The organism is Marinoscillum sp., assembly GCF_965229915.1.
Classification (GTDB): Bacteria; Bacteroidota; Bacteroidia; order Cytophagales; family Cyclobacteriaceae; genus Marinoscillum.
Window position 1 is genome coordinate 683,100 of record NZ_CBDDJZ010000001.1, and the last position, 18,559, is coordinate 701,658.

Annotated in this window: 14 protein-coding genes; 5 read left to right on the plus strand and 9 right to left on the minus strand. The window is 43.5% G+C overall.

The genetic code is table 11. From position 1 onward, the window contains the following. Positions 1-8 precede the first annotated feature (8 nt). A complete protein-coding gene (locus ACO067_RS02935; protein ID WP_421870557.1) occupies positions 9-1,091 on the minus strand; it encodes an efflux RND transporter periplasmic adaptor subunit in 1,083 nt (360 codons plus the stop codon). A gap of 309 nt (positions 1,092-1,400) precedes the next feature. Beyond that, positions 1,401-1,853 carry a hypothetical protein gene (locus ACO067_RS02940; RefSeq protein WP_421870560.1) on the minus strand — a complete coding sequence of 151 codons (453 nt, stop codon included), beginning with the start codon at positions 1,851-1,853 and terminating at the stop codon, positions 1,401-1,403. 311 nt (positions 1,854-2,164) lie between these two features. On the opposite strand from ACO067_RS02940, the gene ACO067_RS02945 reads away from it, so the two are divergent. Both ACO067_RS02945 and ACO067_RS02950 read left to right on the plus strand, forming a co-directional pair. Beyond that, positions 2,165-2,527: a BlaI/MecI/CopY family transcriptional regulator gene (locus ACO067_RS02945; RefSeq protein WP_421870564.1), complete on the plus strand. Its 363-nt coding sequence runs from the start codon at positions 2,165-2,167 to the stop codon at positions 2,525-2,527. After that, positions 2,524-4,293, plus strand: a complete 1,770-nt coding sequence (locus tag ACO067_RS02950) for a TonB family protein (protein ID WP_421870568.1) — start codon at positions 2,524-2,526, stop codon at positions 4,291-4,293. The genes ACO067_RS02945 and ACO067_RS02950 overlap by 4 nt, the downstream gene beginning before the upstream one ends. Before the next feature lie 63 nt (positions 4,294-4,356). Here ACO067_RS02950 and ACO067_RS02955 read toward each other — a convergent pair whose 3' ends face one another. Next, positions 4,357-4,728, minus strand: coding sequence for a MotA/TolQ/ExbB proton channel family protein (locus tag ACO067_RS02955; RefSeq protein WP_421870571.1), 372 nt, complete (start codon positions 4,726-4,728; stop codon positions 4,357-4,359). 155 nt (positions 4,729-4,883) lie between these two features. On the opposite strand from ACO067_RS02955, the gene ACO067_RS02960 reads away from it, so the two are divergent. After that, positions 4,884-5,633: a LytR/AlgR family response regulator transcription factor gene (locus ACO067_RS02960; RefSeq protein WP_421870574.1), complete on the plus strand. Its 750-nt coding sequence runs from the start codon at positions 4,884-4,886 to the stop codon at positions 5,631-5,633. On the opposite strand, the gene ACO067_RS02965 is transcribed toward ACO067_RS02960, so the two are convergent. The 6 genes from ACO067_RS02965 to ACO067_RS02990 all read right to left on the minus strand — a co-directional run bounded on the left by ACO067_RS02965 (position 5,630) and on the right by ACO067_RS02990 (position 16,375). Beyond that, positions 5,630-8,356: an ATP-binding protein gene (locus tag ACO067_RS02965; RefSeq protein ID WP_421870578.1), complete on the minus strand. Its 2,727-nt coding sequence runs from the start codon at positions 8,354-8,356 to the stop codon at positions 5,630-5,632. The two genes, ACO067_RS02960 and ACO067_RS02965, sit on opposite strands and share 4 nt — an antisense overlap. Before the next feature lie 185 nt (positions 8,357-8,541). Then, complete coding sequence (locus tag ACO067_RS02970; protein ID WP_421870581.1) at positions 8,542-9,387, minus strand: prephenate dehydrogenase; 846 nt, start codon at positions 9,385-9,387, stop codon at positions 8,542-8,544. Then, on the minus strand, positions 9,384-10,517 hold the full coding sequence (locus tag ACO067_RS02975; protein ID WP_421870584.1) for a pyridoxal phosphate-dependent aminotransferase: 1,134 nt from the start codon (positions 10,515-10,517) through the stop codon (positions 9,384-9,386). Before ACO067_RS02975 ends, ACO067_RS02970 begins: the two co-directional genes overlap by 4 nt. Positions 10,518-10,538: 21 nt before the next feature. Next, on the minus strand, positions 10,539-13,328 hold the full coding sequence (locus ACO067_RS02980) for an ATP-binding protein (RefSeq protein WP_421870587.1): 2,790 nt from the start codon (positions 13,326-13,328) through the stop codon (positions 10,539-10,541). Between the two features lie 72 nt (positions 13,329-13,400). Next, on the minus strand, positions 13,401-16,043 hold the full coding sequence (locus tag ACO067_RS02985; RefSeq protein ID WP_421870590.1) for an ABC transporter permease: 2,643 nt from the start codon (positions 16,041-16,043) through the stop codon (positions 13,401-13,403). Beyond that, on the minus strand, positions 16,040-16,375 hold the full coding sequence (locus tag ACO067_RS02990; protein WP_421870593.1) for a PadR family transcriptional regulator: 336 nt from the start codon (positions 16,373-16,375) through the stop codon (positions 16,040-16,042). Before ACO067_RS02990 ends, ACO067_RS02985 begins: the two co-directional genes overlap by 4 nt. Before the next feature lie 453 nt (positions 16,376-16,828). Between ACO067_RS02990 and ACO067_RS02995 the strand changes: the two genes are divergently transcribed. Both ACO067_RS02995 and ACO067_RS03000 read left to right on the plus strand, forming a co-directional pair. Next, positions 16,829-17,968, plus strand: coding sequence for a cystathionine gamma-synthase (locus ACO067_RS02995; RefSeq protein ID WP_421870596.1), 1,140 nt, complete (start codon positions 16,829-16,831; stop codon positions 17,966-17,968). A gap of 43 nt (positions 17,969-18,011) precedes the next feature. Next, a complete protein-coding gene (locus ACO067_RS03000; RefSeq protein ID WP_421870599.1) occupies positions 18,012-18,458 on the plus strand; it encodes a DinB family protein in 447 nt (148 codons plus the stop codon). Positions 18,459-18,559: the final 101 nt, after the last annotated feature.

Sequence of the window (18,559 nt, forward strand, 5' to 3'; positions counted from 1 at the left end):
CGTGTTGATTACTCTGCGTACAGTTCCAGGTGTGTAATCACCTCTTTGGGATCCTGATAATCTACGGCAATCTTATCGCCCTCTTTTACTTTTCTTAATCCTTCCAGAACGATCCTATCGGATTCTTTAAGTCCTGCTTTCACTTCATATAGGTGTGGTAGCTCTGCTCCTACCACGATCTGACGGGAATGAATCACGTCATCATCACCCACCACGAATACATATTTCTTATCGAGAATTTCGAAGGTTGCCTTTTGAGGGATGAGCAAAGCATCCTTTAGTGGAGCATCCACCAGTATATTACCAGTCTCGCCATGTCTCAGCAAACCCTTTGGATTGGGGAATGTGGCTCTAAAGGCTATGTTACCAGTCTCATTGTTAAAATCAGCTTCTATAGTATTAACCTCGCCCTCATAGGAAAAGAGCTTGTTGTTAGCCATCTGAAGCTTCACCTTCAATGCACTGTCTTCACTCACTTTAATTTTATAATCAAGGTATTCGGCCTCCGGCACGTTGAAGTAAACCCACATTTCATGATTATCAGAAAGAGTGGTGAGCAACTCTCCTTCTTCTACTAAACTCCCAAGTCTGACATGGAAGTGGTCCATGATACCATCAAATGGCGCGCGAACTTGCGTAAAGTCCAAATGTACCTGGGCCAGTGCCAGTTCGGCTTTGGCTTTATCAAGCTTGGCCTTTGCCAGTGCCAACTCATTTGGCGCGACTACATTTCGGTCAGCAAGGTTTTTAGTGTTTTGGTACTCAATGTTGGCAAAGTTGGCCTCTGCTTCAGCACGTTGCAGTTCCGCCTGGTACAGACGAGGCATGATCTGAAACATCAACTGTCCTTTCTTGATGAACTGTCCTTCATCAACATATATTTTTTCCAAATAACCTCTTTCCAGAGCTCTCAATTCAATGTGTTGGATAGAATGTATCTGACACACATATTCCTTAGTGGTCACTGTATCCATTTTTACCGGACTGGTGACCTGGTACTTCACTTCATGTTCTACATGTTCTTGATGTGATTCACAGCTTGCAAAAATCAAAATGGCGCACAAGCCTGTGAGCATGACAATTCTGTTCATAATTGTATAAGTAATTTTACAGTTGGTTATTCATTATTAAGTCAACACATTGATCCCTGATAATCTAGGTGTGTCTGTGGCTCTCTAATCAAATTCGAGGCGATGATAAAAGTGAATTCTGGATAGAATCTGGATTATGTATGAGCGGCTCATTTTTTTTGATTGAACCGGAATATGTGTCGTTGAAATGATTAGGAAAAGAAGGGTTAACCAGTTAGATCAGCCTATTTGGGTAATGACTGAAATTTCTAAAAATAGATCCAACAAGAACAAATGAGGGTCTGGAAAGGACAATGATTAGCAGTAGTTTTATCGGCAGGTCAGGGTGACTTTATTTTCAAAATCTGATGACCCACCAAACCATGAAGACGGCACTGATTCACGTACGTCAAATTCAAGTGAGCCGAAAGAGGCACCTGCAGGTATGCAACGCATATAAGCGACATAGGTGAATTCACATTTGTTAGACTGTCCGGATTCTTTGATGCAGTGGTTCTCTCCGTCTTTGGACCAATCACCACAATCTAGAAACAATGAATCTGGAGATTCTGATGGAGCCCAGATGTACAAACTATTTCCTTTGGCTGAACCGGCGATAGTAATCCTGTACAAGGTGCTGTCTTCGCAGCCCAGTGTAGAAGTGATGGTCGCACACGAAGACTCACTGATTTCTACCCGACGAATACGCTCTTCATCACAGGCCATCAACCACAGACAGCTTGTAGACAAGAAGATCAAACAAAGATTCAAAAGTGATTTCATCCACTTATCAGTTTACTATGAAGTTAAAGAATATACAGTAATAATCCGATAACTAACTCATATACAGGACTTAAAATTAGATTCAATGAATATTAACTAAATATTTAGTTATTAAACTTGGTTTTGACAAACTAAGCTTTTAGTTTTGAACTAACGATTTAGTTAAGTAGAAGTAATTAATCTACAAACGGAGAGCAGATCGGTCCACAGTATGGTATTAACTAATGAAGTTTACTACAAGAGCTTCCACCTACTGGACCGATGTGATTCTCTGAAAGATCGATTTGAAAACCCGGGTAAAAACAGAATAGATGAAAGAATTAACCAAAGCAGAAGAAGAAATCATGCAAGTCCTTTGGGACTTGGACTCAGCGTTTGTGAAAGAGATTATACAAAAGCTGCCTGAACCTAAACCTGCTTACAACACAGTTTCCACGATAGTGCGAATTCTACAACAAAAAGGATTTGTGGGACATGAGTCACATGGCAAATCGCACAAATACCATCCATTGATCACCAAAGATTCCTACACCAAATCCTTCATGAAAGGGTTTGTGAAGCGTTACTTCAGTGGATCTTATCAGCAGATGGTCTCCTTTTTCACCAAAGAAGACAACCTAAGCCTAAGCGAACTGGAAGAATTATTGAAAGAACTTAAAGACAAAGACTCATGAGCAACTATATCCTTGAACTTTCGGTGATTCACTTGTCCCTGATCGCAGGATACTGGTTTTTTCTGAGGAATGAATCACAATATGGAAAACTAAGAGCATATCTGGTGGGTAGTACCATACTCGCTCTGGGTATTCCCTTTCTGAAACTACCCAAACTGATTGGTGGATTATTGGAGACGAACACAGCTGAACCAACGCTGGAGAGCATCCCGGTGGAGCCGATGGCTTTCACCCCTACTCCTGAGTCCTTCACCTTCGATTTCAGCTGGCTGTGGTATGCATACGCCCTGGTGAGCGCTTACTTCCTCTATCGATTTGTCTCCAGCATCGCTTACCTCATTCAGCTCAACAGTAAAAGCAATAGACTACATGTGGACCAACTGGATATCCGCAAGTCCGATCACATCAAGGGCAGTTTTACGTTTTTTCACTGGATTTTCATCAGCCAGGATGTGCAGGTAGATCAAGAGGAGTATGCTGCGATCTTAAAACACGAAACCGCCCATGCCAGACTAGGACATACTTATGATCTTATCTTCTTTCAGCTATTCAGAGCCTGCTTCTGGTGGCTGCCCAGTGCATGGTACATCAACAAAGAAATTAAAAAAATACACGAATATCAGGCAGATGCCTATGCTCTGAAGAGCTACAATTTGGATCGATATTCGTCTATACTGATCAGTTCTACTTTGAAATCTAATGGACTGAGCCTGGCCAGCTCGTTTCATGATGGTTTAATCTTAAAACGACTAAAAGCAATGAAACAAAATGCAAAACAAGTGAGCCCGTGGAAATTCGGTGCGCTCCTTTCCCTTTTGGCTGTACTCTTCGTGGTGTTTGCCTGTAGCGAAGAAATAGACCAGGACATCAAAAAAATGGGTGAAGTGAATAACTCGATCACCTTCGACCAGCTACCTATAGAAATGCAAGAGAAACTAGCGGACGTAAAAGACAAACTCATATTTACCAAGCTGGAGATAGAGGACAATGAAATAGCGGATGTCAAAGGATCACTGAAAAACGCTGAGGAACTGCAAAACCTGGACCCTAGCACCATTCACTCGGTCAATGTAGACAAAGAAGCCAGTGCAGTATTTATTGCCATCAAAAAAGACGGTGCCAATTTTGACTACATCGCTGAGAAGTCTAAAATGGAGGGTGAAGTATTCACGATCGTGGAAGAGCAACCGGAATACCCTGGAGGTATGAAGGCATTTTACCAGTATGTAGGTGAGAATTTGAATTATCCTGAACAAGCTCGTAGACTTGGCATAGAAGGTCGCGTGTATGTACAGTTCATAGTGGAAAAAGATGGTTCAGTTTCTGATGTCAAGCCCGTAAAAGGTATTGGTGGAGGTTGTGATTCGGAAGCCGCTCGTGTGATTGCTGGCTTGCAGAACTTTGAACCGGGCACCCAACGAGGTAGAGCTGTGAGGGTTCGCATGGTCCTGCCAATCATATTCAAGCTAGATGGTTCCAATCCCGAAGATGTTAAGAATGTGATCATTGTCGAAGAGGTAGAACAATCATCCAACCAGCTAAAAGTAGGTGCTAGCTATGACCAAGGTATTTGGACGGGTACTGTATACGACCCGGAAACTGGTAATCCGCTACCAGGTGTAAACATTGTGGAAGAGGGTACTAACTCAGGTACAGTATCTGACCTAAATGGTACTTTCAAGCTTAAAGTATCTGACAAAGCAAATGACTTGGTACTAAGTTTTGTTGGCTACCAATCCTCCCGGTTAACTACTTCTAAAAACTGATTGTTAAGTACGTTTGAATATGGTTAACTAAAAGGCGGTCTCCATTGGGGACCGCCTTTGTTTTTACTTCTTGCTGTTGATCATCAATGACATGCCGAAGTAAGCCACGTAAAGGATCACAAAGCTGATCATACCATAGATGGTGGTAATGGAAGACACCTTCAACCCTCCAGCCAGGAGTGCAGGAGATGCTGAGCCAGCCTCCTCGATGGCCTGAAAAGCACTATAAAGCCCCAACATCTGGAATAGCAGACCGGCCACAAGCACAAAAAGCCCAATTGATTTAACAAAACCTAGCAAACCCTGGATGTGCGATCGGTCCGAGCCGTTGAGTATTTTGATCAAGGCAAATACCGCTACTATCAAGCCTGCCGTCAGAATAATCGTGAGAATCCCCATATGCAGTGGACCTCCCATTTTATACAATTCAATCATCGTTTTTAGTACATTTAGTTGAAACAAATTGATGCTTCAAAGCTAGGTGTGTGGTGCACCCTACGGCAAGGTCAAATCCGTCCTGAAATCTGCATTTCGTCGATAAAAGTATTCATATTCATTATAATTAGCGATTTTCGAAGCAAATCTCGAGTATGCGACTGGCACAACACATTCTTTTTTGGATACTGGTTTCTGTTTTTCTAATCATCACATTTGGACAAGCTGATGGGGAGTACATCAAGTCATTTTACTTCGTCACGTTTCTCTTACCAATCGCTATTGCCACATCCTACTTCTTCAACTACTGGTTGGTGCCAAGGTACTTACTGACCAAAAGGTATGTCAAGTTCAGTCTCTACTTTTTCTATACGATTGTCGTTTCACTGTATGGTGAGATGATCGTCATCACCATTGCATTTATTGTATTGGCCAATTACCAATATGCCAACCTGAATCCATATTCTTCTAATATTTTCTTACTCACTTCCACGCTCTATCTGATTGTATTTGTGAATGCCTTTGTGCTCCTGATCAGAAGATATCAAAGAAAGGAACACCTACTTACTGAGATGACTGAGCAATCAGAAAAGAACAAGTTAGAACAAATCATTGTGCGTGTGGATCGGCAAAACAAACCCATCGATCTGCAGGACATCCAAATCATCGAAAGCCTGTCTGATTATGTGAAGATTCATCTGATTGATGAACAGGTAATCACCAAAGAGAAAATCAGCGAACTTCAATCTCGGTTACCAGATTATTTTCTGCGCGTTCACCGGTCATTCTTGATCAACAGAAACCACATAGATTCCTTTGGAAAAGAGGAGATCCTGATTGGTGAAATGATTATTAAAATAAGCCGAACCTACAAAAATGAAGTGCTCTCCACTCTGGAAAGCTAGGCCTTGAGGATCACACTGGGTTTCTTACCAAACCGCTTTTCAAACAAAGATGAAAAATATGCAGGTTGCTTAAACCCTACGGACATTGCTAACTCAGATATACTACCGTAGACCTTCTTTCTTGCTAATTCATTGGCCCTGTTGAGCTTAATCTCCTGGATAAACTGCAAGGGAGTGAGACCCGTTGTAGCCTTCAGGAACCGATAGAGCTGTCGTTCGCTCAGAGCAGCCCCATCTGCCATGCGGAGTACATTGAAGTTAGTGTCCTCGATGTTGTTCAGGACTTCCCGCTTCAATCGCTCGATGACTTTCTCGTCATAGGAGATTTCCTCTGCCACCGATTCACTGTCCAGAGAGACACGTTGCTGGTAGTTCATGTACAAATTCCTTACCCGGATGATCAGTTCTTCTGCATCGAAGGGCTTCATCAAATAATCATCAATCCCGATACGGAGCAGCTCCTTTCTCAGGCTCTCATCGGAGAGAGCCGTCAGGTGGATAAACGGCAAGTGCTTCCAAAGCGGATCTGATTTGACCTTTTTCAAAAAAGTGACACCATCCATCTCAGGCATCATGATATCCGAAATGATGAATTTAACACTGTAAGATCCCAGCATTTCCAAACCCATCAGGCCTGTTTTAGCGACCTTCACATCAAAGTATTCCTGTAGCAATGAGGCTATGTAGCTAGCCATGTCCTCATTATCCTCAAGTAGCAGCAGTAATGGCCTACGCTCTTTGCTGATGATTCCTTCAGCTGATACAGACAGGCTTGACTCAGGGGCATCAGATAGTATCCGTTCGGTTCCAAATGGAGGTCTGGTAGCTTCTATCTCTTCTGGGAGCGTAAGGGTAAATGTGCTACCCATACCCGGGGTACTGGTCACTTTCAATTCACCACCATGCATCTCTGCGATCTCCTTGCTCAAAGCCAGGCCAATTCCTGTTCCTCCCCGAACCTCCTGATCCTTTCCTGACGACTGGAAAAATCTATCGAAAACTCGCGTAAGATCCTGCTTGACTATTCCCCTGCCTGTATCCTTAACGATGATTCTAAATCCCTTATTCACTGGTTTGGCGAGTATAACCTCTACCAGTCCTCCAGCAGATGTGAACTTTAGTGCATTAGAGATCAGATTGACTAAAACCTTGTTGAGCTTCTCCCGATCTGCGAGTACATAAGCCTTCACATTGACCTGGCTCTTGAGCTGTATGCCCAACTGATTGGCTCTGGAGTCAAATGCAGAAACGGTATGATTTACCAGCTCATCCAACTCAAAAACCGATTCGTGAAGGGACACGTCCCCTTCAACCATCTTAGACAGATCCAGAATTTCGTTGACCAGATTGCTGAGGCTCTTGGTATTACGCTCTACCAGCTTCAGATCTGCAGTCATATCAGGACTGAGATCAGTGCTTTTCAATATTCGCTGAATCGGCCCTTTGATCAGTGTGAGTGGTGTTCGCAACTCATGAGCTACATTGACAAACCAGCGATTTTTATTGGAGGTCACATCTTCTATTTCGGCCAGGTGTTTCTCGATTTCAGCATTCTTTGTCCGTAGGATGGTATTGGCCCTTTGCCGAAGTACATAGCCTCTATAGATCAAAAACAAGATGAGCAACAAGATGATGACCACAAAGACCAGTATCATCTGCCAGTTGCGTTGTTTGATCAGACTATTTCCTGCTTCCTGTAATTGCAGGTTTTTCTCCGCCAACTCACGATCGCGTTTCTCATTTTGGTACTTTTCTTTCAGTGCTTGCAGCAGTTGCGTGTTTTGCAACGTGTACAGTGAATCGTCCTGCTCCACCATGTTGCGATAAGTGTCATAGGCCTGTTTGTACCTGCCGGTGGAGTAATACACCTGCTCAAGAGCTTCCTGAGCATTGGATTTGAGTTGATCATTGGATATTTGATTGGCGATCTTCAGCGTCTTGTCCATGTAATACTCTGCGGAATCATACTGTCTTTTATAGAAATAATAGAAACCCAGACCCTGATAGCCAAAACCAATGGCTTTCAAATCGCCTATATCCTGAGCAACCTGTAGGGCAAGCAGATGGTACTTGTATGCTTCATTAAACAATTCAAACCTCCGATAAGCCAATCCCAGGCCATGGTATAGTCGGTGGAGCAAGGCCGAATCACCGCTCTGAATGGCCAATGAAATGGATTGATCGTAATAGCTAATCGCCTTTTCCTGATCCCCATCCTGTGAATAAATTCCACCGATATTCTTGAGACAAGAACCTTCAATATCGAGCCTTCCGAGTTTTTTGGCCAAATCGATGCAGTCCGTATAGTAAATCAACGCCATGCTATGATCACTCATATAATCATAATTGATTCCGATATCCTTCAGTGCCAACAGGTAATTGGTTGAATCTCCACTAGCTCGGAATATCTCTAGTGATTGATTTAACAGTTCGATGGCTTCTACCCGATCATCCTCTTCCATAGCCATGTGCGCTCGCAGCATGTTGGCTTTGGCAAATGGAACCGTATTTTGGTTTTTCAAAAGACTCTCATGAGTCTTCAATAAGGAACGGGCACTTGCGAAATCATGCGTTTCATACGCAGAAAGTGCTTGCTGATAATACGTGTTTAAAAGCGAGTCAAGGGATATTTCACCCCGTTCATAGTATGCCACCTGATCGTTAATCAGTGTGGAGTCTATCTGAGAGGTGGATAAACCAAAACCCATGACGTACGTGATCATCAGTAAATGACCGTAAATTAAACGCCTGAACATAAGTGAGTAGATTGCGGTGTATTAGTAAGTTAAACCACTAATGACCAATAAGCAGGCACCTTTTTCACTTAAATTCAATAAATACCAGATTTTGGGTAGTGAATTCTTAGATAAATACAACCCAGCCTGAGCAGGATTCAAACAGTTTTTGGCTACTTAATCACCCGCTTGATCGCTCGCCCAGACTCCAAAAACTCCAGCAAACCTTGATAATCATCATTCTCCAACATGTTTTTGAATTTCTGTGAGTGATCCAAAAATGTATTGAGTGCCTCCAATACCATCTTCTTATTCTCCATAAAAATCGGTCCCCACATCTCAGGTGAACTCTTGGCCAACCGCACTGTAGAGGCAAAACCTGAACCTGCAAGCTCCAGGATGACATGTCCATCCTTTTCCTTTTGGAGTACTGCATTGCTTAATGCATAGGAGGTGATATGACTCAAATGGGAAATATAGGCAAGGTGACGATCATGCGATTCGGCCTCCATGTATTCGAGTTGCATTTCCAGCTTCTTACAGACCTCTTCAAATTGCCTCAGCGCAACTGGATTGGTTTGCTCTTCTTCGCAGACAATCATGAGCTTATTCGTAAACAGATCAGCAAAAGCAGCATCTGGTCCACTGTACTCTGTTCCTGCTATTGGGTGAGCCGCTATAAACCTGGCTCGGGCTTCATGTGCCCTTACTGATTGGCAGATTTTTCCTTTTGTTGAGCCAAAATCGATGACGACTTGTTCCTCTCTGATACCATCCAGAATCTGCGGGAGCATGGTATCAATCACATCTACAGGGATAGATAGGATAATCCAGTCAGCCCAGTCCAGGCCTTCTTTCAAATTGGAAAACTTCTCGTGGATGATTCCTAGCTCCCTGGATCTGTCCAGATTTACCATCTTACGACTATATCCCCCAGCTTCGGTAAGAAGACCATGTTTTTGCATGGCCAACGAAAAACTACCTCCTATTAAACCCGTACCTACAAAAAGGACTTTCATTTGATTCGATTTAGTACTTCTTTCAACACACTTTCGTCCGCACAAAGCGACATTCTTACATAATTCACACCCATTGCACCAAAGATGAACCCTGGAGCTAAAAAGACATCATGCTTGTTTAAAATTTCTTCGATGAACGCTTCTCCATTACCAGGCGCTTTGGCCCAAATGAACATACCTACCTGATCTGATTGGTACTCACATCCTAGTTGATCAAATATCTGTTCGCCAAGCTGACGTCTGGTGGTATAGGTCTTAGTGAGCTGTTCATACCAGGAGTTGTCCAGTTTAAGTGCGGTGATTGCCGCTTCCTGCACTGGTCTGAACATGCCGGAATCCATGTTGCTCTTGATCTGTAGTACGGGTTGAAGGAATTGTTGGTCTCCAACGATCCATCCCACTCGCCAACCAGCCATATTGAAGGTCTTGGAAAGTGAGCTCAATTCTACTGCTACATCTCCTGCTCCCTCCACATTGAAGATACTGTATGGATGCTCGTTTCCTATGAAGCTGTAGGGATTGTCATGACACAGTAAAACTTCCCGCTCTCTGGCATAGTCAACAAGCTTCTTCAGCAAATTCAAACTGCCGCGAGCTCCTGTAGGCATGTGTGGATAATTTAGCCACATCATCTTTACTTTGCTCGTGTCTAGTTCTTCCAGTTTTGACCAATCCGGCTCCCAGCTATCCTCTTGCAACGGGTAATAAATGGCAGTAGCTCCTACCATCCTGGTAACGGACGTATACGTAGGGTAGCCAAGATCAGGTATCAGCACTTGGTCTCCTGGGTTGAGAAATGCCATGGACACGTGCGTGATTCCTTCTTTAGAACCCATCAACGGCAACACCTCCAGATTCTGAACTGTGGCCTGGTATCTATTGGAATAAAAATCCTTGATGGATTGCCGAAACTCAGGTAATCCCTGATAAGACTGATACCCATGCACATCAGCATTGGACGCTGTGCTGGCAAGCTTTGCCACCACTGCCTCAGCCGGAGCGAGATCCGGACTGCCTATTCCCAAATTGATAATCGATCGGCCTGCTGCTTGCAATTGATGGATTTCGCGCAGTTTTCTGGAGAAATAGTATTCGGAAAATAGTTGAGTTCTATCTGCTGGAACAATCATACTTGTTGGCCAATTTCAGCACTAAGAGAAGTAATCAGTTGGTTTTTTCCCAAACCTTTCCTGATAAAGTTTTGAAAAATAAGAGGTGGATTCAAATCCAATTTCTGATGAAATCTGTGCCAGTTTTTCAAATCGCTTACTCACCAGCAGCTCACGTGCATACTGCAATCGCAGTTCGGTAATTAACTTGGAAGGACTCATGCCCACGGTCTCGGCTGTTTTGCGATAGAGTTGACGTTCGCTCAGTCCCAGGTGATGGGCCAACTGCAGCACATTTAACTTTTTATCAGCAATGTGCTCTTTCACAAAATCACGTATTTGGAGGACCATATCATGCTCTTCTGTCAGGTCCGGCTCCTCCTCTTCATCAAATTCCTTGGCCCATTTGATACGCTCTCGCAAATTGTTAATGACGTTGGTGATTCGGACCAACAGTTCATCCACTTCGAATGGTTTGATGATGTAATCATCCACGCCTAGCCTCAACCCTTTGATCCGATCAGTATTTTCAGCAACGGCAGTCAGTACGATCACCGGAATTTTTGACAAGGCCATATCCTCCCGCAAATGCTCAATGAACTCCCACCCATCCATAACAGGCATCATCACATCCGTCAATATAAGGTTGGGTTTGACCTTTTTGAGCTGGTCCAGGGCATCCTGGCCATTTTCTGCCATGAATAATTCGAAGTGGTCCTTGAGGACATCTTGCAGATACTGTTGTAACAGCTTATTGTCTTCCACAATCAGTACTGAAGTATCTGATGGGATTTTTAACAAATCCATGAGCACCTCAGATTCATCCACTGATTGCACCTCCTTTTTATAGACCAACTCATCTTCAATAGATGGTTCCAGGTTAGATATTGGGAAAGTCACCTCCAGTTGTGCCCCACCTTGCACATGATTTTTAGCCTCCACTTTCCCGTTCATCAACTCAACGAGTTCCTTGGAAATGGCCAACCCCAATCCAGACCCTTTTCTACTTTCATTGGCCCCAGCCTGATAGAAACGATCAAAAATAAACGGAATATCACTTTCTGGTATTCCCGAGCCATTATCAATGACCCTGATACTCACCGTATCCGATTGAGCCAAAGTGGTGACCTGGACTTTACCGCCTATACTGACAAACTTGAATGAATTGTACAGCAGATTGTTCAAGACTTTTTCCAACTGAGCCTCGTCCACATCCACTACTAACTGATCAGAAATATCTGATTCATACGAAAGAGCAATCTGATTACTCTCTGCCAATGACGAAAAAGCAGCTACCACCCTGGCTATGAGATTATTGAGGTATATCGGCCTCAAATTCACCATATCCTTCTTCAGCTCCAACTTAGAGAGATCGAGCAGATCATCTACCAGCAAGGTCATTTGTTTCACATTTCTCTTGATCTTTCGAGCGGGCTCCACCGCCTGAACCGGAATCTTGTCGGATCTCAACACCGCCTCGGCATTCCCCTGGATGAGCGTAAGGGGAGTTCTCAATTCATGACTGATATTGGCAAAAAAATTGGACTTAAGCTCATTGAGCTGTTGCAATTTTTCTGATTGCTCCTGAATCACCAGTTTGTCTGCTCGTAATTGATCATTGGTACGTTGCTTCAACCTATAGAGGTAAATGAGCAAGACTAGTATCAGTAGCATGACAATAGCCAGGCCTATGAGCAAGTAATTGATGCGCCGCTGCTGAGTGCTTTCAGTCCTAAGCAGTTCATTTTCAGCATCCTTCTTGGCGGCTTCATACTTGGCAGCCATTTCATTGATGACCTCAGAAGAAGATTCTTTGTTCAGCACGTCCATCACATCCAGTAGTTCCTCAAAATGATCATTGGTATGCTCCACCGTGCCCAGTTTGATCTCCGAAGTGATCAAATAAAGCAGTGCATTTCGTTTGATAGGCAACAAATTGAGGCTGTCGGCAAGTCTCAAAGCCTCCCTGGAATGCATTCCTGAGTTGATGTAATCACTTGCTCGCTCGTAAGTGGCCGCCAGTGTGTTGTGCGTATTGGCGATTCCCCGGTAATTCTTTAATCGCTTTTTGATCTCCAGACTCTTATATCCATAGTATAGTGCACTATCGTAATAATAGGCATTAACGTGCAACAGTCTTTCGTAGCAATTAGACAGGTTGTTGTAATACCGGCTAAATAGCTGTGGGTGCTCATCCTCTTCTAGAGTGCTCACCGCCTCTTTGAATATAGGTATCGCTTCGGCATGACGATCAAGCTCCAAGACCATTAAACCAATGTTGAAAGTGGCACGACTTGTGCACAAGTGATCATCCTCTGGACAAGCTTCTTGCATTTCCTTCAGCATGACTATAGCCTTCTCCTGCTGGCCCATGGCCCTGTAGACAAAGGCAAGCTCATTGTATGATCCCGCAATCTTTTCCACTAATTTGTTTGCTTGTCGCAATCGCAACGATCGCAGGTGGTAATCCAAAGCTTCAAGATATCTGGAATCGTGTTCAGAAATCACTCCCTGCAGGTGAAAAAGATCGCTTTTCAACACATCACCAAGCACCAGAGTGTCCACCTCCTGTAGTAAAATCATAGCCGCAGACGCATTGCCCATCTTGTTGATAGCATCTGCTTTCAGCAAATAAGCCTCCACTTTCAGGCTATCATTCAGGGCACTACTTACCATCAAGGCACTATCCGCATAAGCCAGAGACAGTTCTAAGTCAACTGAGCCGAAATCCTTTGATTGATTATAAAAATGCTCATACAGTGCTTGCTTGGGCTGCGCTACCAACAAAACGGAGTAGATCAAAAAGAGGCAATAACCAAGGATGGCTTTCATTGCAAATGTTTTAGGCATTTGAAGGTTGGAGAAAGCTAAGATACTTGGTTATTGCAGAAGTATGAAATTTACTTATTCATCTCTCAGCATCTCTGCGGGGTTCGTTCTGGCAGCTTTGAAGGTTTGCCATCCAATGGTTAATGCACCTATCGCAAAGATGATAAAGACACCCGAAAACAGTTCGATCACTCCAAAATTCACTCGGTTGACCACATCCGCCAGAACAATGCTGTCAAATAAATAATAAGTAGCAGGAACCGCTATACCGGCAGATATCAGCAGCAGGATTACAAACCCTCTGGATAGCAACATGATCAGTCCACGCTCTGTAGCTCCCAGGACTTTACGAATGGAAATCTCTTTCATACGTGTCTCGGTGGTAAAAACGGCCATACCGAGTAGTCCCAGACTGGCAATGGAAATAGCCAAAAAGGCGAGGAACCCAATGATCATGAAGTAAATCTGGTATTCTTCATATGCCTGCTGGATCTGATCGTTATAAAACTTCGCTTCAAAAGGATGTACTGGATCCACTTTTTTCCAAATGGATTCCATCTTATCAAGCATACCAATCATGTCACTGGTCTGGACTTGGAGGTTGAGCACATAATACTGCTCTGGATCCTGAATAAGCGCTACTGGTTTGATCTCATCACTAATCTTGGCATAATGAAAGTCCTGAACCACACCCACTATTTTCAGCTTCATTTTACCGCCATCAATGGTCAGCAACTCACCAATAGCCGCCTCAGGTGAGCCCATATTGAAGCGATCCATCAGCTTCTCATTGATGATGGCCAGCTGCATGGTGGAATCTTCACTTTCATATGGAAAGGTGCTTCCTGCTAAAAGTTGATAACCATGAAGCTCCAGGTAGTTTTTGTCGATATAGTTGACATATATACTAGACGAATCCAACGGATCATTGTATTTGGCAGACTCACCCCAGATTTCACCGATTCCGGGCACCATACCAGATCGGGAAATATTCACCACTTCGGGAAGTTCTGATAGCTCATTGTACAAGACATCATTGTATGCTCCATGTGGACTGATATTGATGATGTTTTCTGTTTTGAAGCCCAGATCAAAGTTAAGCGAGTATTCGTACTGACGGTAAGCAATAGTCGCAGCGATAATAAACCCTATCGAAAGTGTAAACTGCATCACCAATAGTACTTTGCGCAAGCTCACTCCACTAAAGAGACGGATTTTGGTGGCGTCTCTCAATACCGAGATTGCTTTCAGTTTGGATAGCACCACAGAGGGAATAAGGCCAGCCAGCACGCCCGTAATCAACGCAAACGCTACAAAGTAGACGATCTGAATCGGCTGAAAATGCAAGTCGGCAATATCTCCTTCACTGAGAAGCTCCAGAAACTCTGGACGGATAACTACATAGAGGCCTACTGCAAAAAGAAGCGCTATGCAGGAAATCATGATGGCTTCAAACAAAAACTGTCCAAACACCTGTCTTCGTCCAGCTCCAACGATCTTCCGAATACCCACTTCTTTAGCTCTTCGCAATGACCTGGCTACCGAGAGGTTGGTGTAGTTGAAACATGCCGAGAGGATGACGACCAGGGTCATTGCCACAAAAATGTAAATGGTCGACCATTCAATGGATGGGCCAATCTGATTGGACAAATCCCGACCCGGCACAATGTCATTTATAGATTCCAACTCATGCTTAATGGTGAATCGATCTCCATCCTTAGTGGCGTCAGCCACTATCTGATTTAAGTGATTCTGTACCTGACTGGTAGCACCTCCCTCAGGTAATAGCAGATAGACATAATTCATCCACACACTATTGAAGCTATTGTAGAAATTGGTTGGTGACTCCAGCGTTGCTGCATACTTTTCCAAAGTGCTGAATGAACCCAGTATCTCAAACTGAATATGCGAATTCTTTGGTGGGTCTGCCACTACTCCTGTAATGGTGGCTGACTTGAGGTAATCTTCCTGACGATGTACCTTCACCGACTTACCTACCGGATTTAGATCAGGAAACAATTTTTTAGCGAGTGACTCGGTGATCACCACGGAATTGGGCTCAGTAAGGCATGAGACCGGACTTCCAGAAAGTAGCTTAAACGAGAAAATTTCGAAAAAATGGTCCGAGCTCCACAATCCTCTTGCACTGATGATGTTTTCACCATGTTCGATATCCACATTGAAATTACGGCGCATGATGACCAGTTTATCGTACCCGGTATATTCGTCTTTGAGCTTGTTGCCCATATAGATGCTACTAGAAGCCAGATCAAAGGCATCTTCATTAGAAACCGACTTGTAGTTGGTCAGGACCCTGTAGATGCGGTCCCTGTTAGTATGAAATGTATCATATGATAGCAGCTCACTGATGTAGCTGATCATTAATATCCCCACTGACATGGATATCGCCAGGCCGATCACATTGATGGCAGAGAAGAGTTTGTTTCTGGCAATACTCCGAACTGAAGTCTTGAAGTAGTTGCCCAGCATGGTAAAAAAAGTCATTTGTCCTATTAGTTTTGGTTTTTGAGTAGTGTATATGCGGAAGAACTTGATCACATCGATCAGGTAGATCAAATCAGCAATCAGCTTACCTCGCGTTAGGTTTCTGCCATAGTATTCGTGTAAATCACCCTGGAGATCCTCCAGCAGTGACGGCTTGCAGTACCACTCCAGTAAGCGATCAAAGAGTTTAGGTGGTTTGGAGTCCCTGTTCATCTTACTCCCTTAAATACCACATCAGGGATAGCACTCCAGAGTTGGTCCCGTTGTTCCTTAGATCTCAAAAGGGCACTTTTACCCGCCTGGGTCAATGAATAGAACCGCTTCCTTCTTCCACCTCGTTCCTTGGTAGGTTCTCCTAGATCTGAAGCAATCATCCCCTTGTCTTCCAACCTGTTAAGCACTGCATGCACCACGCCTAACTTGGTGGACCTGCCTGTCACAGATTTGATCTCATCCACAATATTCACGCTGTAAGCTTCTGTCATCAGGGAGGCAATTGTCAGTAAAACAATTTCTTCAAACTCTCCTATGTTGGTTCCTTTCATAAAAACGACTTAATGATTAATTCATTAAATGTATGTAAAATGAAACGAAAGTGAAGTAGGATGGTTTCATTTATTCATATTTTGTATGAATAAAGCATAAAAAAACATCCCGCTAAAAGCGGGATGTCACCTACAAAATTGTTTAAACCAATGTTAACCTAATTCAAAAAAATTGACTGCACAACTTCATAGATTTTCTTAAATAACTTCCGAGAACTTAATTACCCTACGTAAAAATTCACTTTTTGTTGTGTTGGAGGGCTACTGATAAAAGTATAAATGCAAACCTATAGCAATTGATACAACTCAAGAAGGAATTACTCATGATTCGGGGTTTATTTTTTGTGAATGGTTAAAAAATCCTTTTACCCCAAGGTAACGTGTTGCGAAAATTCCAAAAAAGAGACATTTATTCCTCTAACTTTACAGCTAGAAAATAAATCAAATTAGTCAATGAAATTCGGAACCAAGGCCATCCACGCAGGACAAGAACCTGACCCATCTACAGGAGCAATCATGACTCCTATTTACCAGACATCTACCTTTGCACAAGAATCTCCCGGTAAGCACAAAGGCTACGAATACGCCAGAACACAAAACCCTACCAGACATGCTCTGGAAGCAAATCTGGCAGCACTGGAGAATGCTAACCATGGCAGATGCTTTAGCTCAGGCATGGGTGCGACGGACGCTATCTTGAAGATGTTTTCGCCGGGTGATGAAATAGTCAGCACCAACGACTTGTACGGTGGGACCTACCGCATATTTACCAAAATCTATGAACGTTACGGACTGAAGTTCAAGTTTGTGGACATGAAAGATCTAGGTGCAGTGAAAACTGCCATCACAGACCAAACCAAGCTCGTGTGGGTAGAAACTCCTACCAATCCCATGATGAACATCGTGGACATTGAGGCAATCGTAAAACTGGCTAAAGATGCCGGAGCAAAAACGGTCGTTGACAACACCTTCGCAAGTCCTTACTTGCAAAACCCGATGGATCTGGGAGCGGATATGGTGATGCACTCCGTTACCAAATACATCGCCGGACACTCTGATGTAGTTATGGGCTTTGTAGGGACCAATGATCCTTCTCTGGATGAGCAAATAGGTTTTGTACAGAACTCGTCGGGAGCTATTCCCGGCCCACAGGATTGTTTCCTGGTATTGCGCGGTATCAAGACGCTTCACGTGCGAATGGACCGTCACTGCGACAATGGCGAAAAAGTGGCCAGATATCTAAAAGATCACCCGAAAGTAGCGCATGTCTACTGGCCGGGTTTTGAAGACCACCCGAACCATACGGTGGCTAAAAAACAAATGAAGCGCTTTGGAGGGATGTTGTCCTTCATCTTGAAGGATGACAATCAGCAGGCTGCGTTTAAAGTGTTGGAGCAGTTCAAGGTGTTTACTTTAGCTGAGTCACTTGGAGGAGTAGAATCTCTAGCAGGACATCCAGCCAGCATGACCCATGCCAGCATCCCTAAGGAACAGCGACTGGAGGCTGGATTAACAGACTCATTGATCAGACTTTCTGTCGGCATTGAGGATGCTGAGGACTTAATTGATGATCTAAAAAATGCCATTGGATAAATTAAAAAGCTGCCTCGTGCAGCTTTTTTTATACTTTTAATCTATGAAATCAGAACTGAAAGAACTATTTATTCGTGATCTGAATATCCTGATCAAAGAAATCGAGCAATATCCGAATGAGCATTTCATTTGGTTAGTCCCAACAGGGATCAACAATTCAGCCGGCACACTCGCTCTACACCTAGCCGGAAACCTCAATCACTTTATTGGTGCTATTCTGGGAGATACAGGATATGTAAGAAACCGGGAGGCAGAGTTTAGTGATCGGGATGTACCCCGCGCACAACTCATCGATAGCTTACAAGCTACTCTTGATGTGGTGTCATCTGTTCTGACCAATCTCAATGATTCTTCTCTTGACGAGAAATACCCCATTGATGTATTTGGTGATCCTATGACTACCGCAAAGTTTCTCATTCATCTACACGGCCATCTCACTTATCACCTCGGACAAGTCAATTACCATCGAAGATTGCTGGCTCACCCTTAGATTTTAGTCAGGTTACAATAAATGCTTTATATTTCCGGTAATACCAACCTTGACCAAAAACTTATGAAAAACCGTATCGGTTGCTACTACCCTTCACCGCC

Bases quoted from the DNA above. Each gene is read 5' to 3' on its own strand.
- ACO067_RS02935 (WP_421870557.1), bottom strand. From the start codon at position 1,091: ATGAACAGAATTGTCATGCTCACAGGCTTGTGCGCCATTTTGATTTTT.
- ACO067_RS02940 (WP_421870560.1), bottom strand. From the start codon at position 1,853: ATGAAATCACTTTTGAATCTTTGTTTGATCTTCTTGTCTACAAGCTGT.
- ACO067_RS02945 (WP_421870564.1), top strand. From the start codon at position 2,165: ATGAAAGAATTAACCAAAGCAGAAGAAGAAATCATGCAAGTCCTTTGG.
- ACO067_RS02950 (WP_421870568.1), top strand. From the start codon at position 2,524: ATGAGCAACTATATCCTTGAACTTTCGGTGATTCACTTGTCCCTGATC.
- ACO067_RS02955 (WP_421870571.1), bottom strand. From the start codon at position 4,728: ATGATTGAATTGTATAAAATGGGAGGTCCACTGCATATGGGGATTCTC.
- ACO067_RS02960 (WP_421870574.1), top strand. From the start codon at position 4,884: ATGCGACTGGCACAACACATTCTTTTTTGGATACTGGTTTCTGTTTTT.
- ACO067_RS02965 (WP_421870578.1), bottom strand. From the start codon at position 8,356: ATGATCACGTACGTCATGGGTTTTGGTTTATCCACCTCTCAGATAGAC.
- ACO067_RS02970 (WP_421870581.1), bottom strand. From the start codon at position 9,387: ATGAAAGTCCTTTTTGTAGGTACGGGTTTAATAGGAGGTAGTTTTTCG.
- ACO067_RS02975 (WP_421870584.1), bottom strand. From the start codon at position 10,517: ATGATTGTTCCAGCAGATAGAACTCAACTATTTTCCGAATACTATTTC.
- ACO067_RS02980 (WP_421870587.1), bottom strand. From the start codon at position 13,328: ATGAAAGCCATCCTTGGTTATTGCCTCTTTTTGATCTACTCCGTTTTG.
- ACO067_RS02985 (WP_421870590.1), bottom strand. From the start codon at position 16,043: ATGAACAGGGACTCCAAACCACCTAAACTCTTTGATCGCTTACTGGAG.
- ACO067_RS02990 (WP_421870593.1), bottom strand. From the start codon at position 16,375: ATGAAAGGAACCAACATAGGAGAGTTTGAAGAAATTGTTTTACTGACA.
- ACO067_RS02995 (WP_421870596.1), top strand. From the start codon at position 16,829: ATGAAATTCGGAACCAAGGCCATCCACGCAGGACAAGAACCTGACCCA.
- ACO067_RS03000 (WP_421870599.1), top strand. From the start codon at position 18,012: ATGAAATCAGAACTGAAAGAACTATTTATTCGTGATCTGAATATCCTG.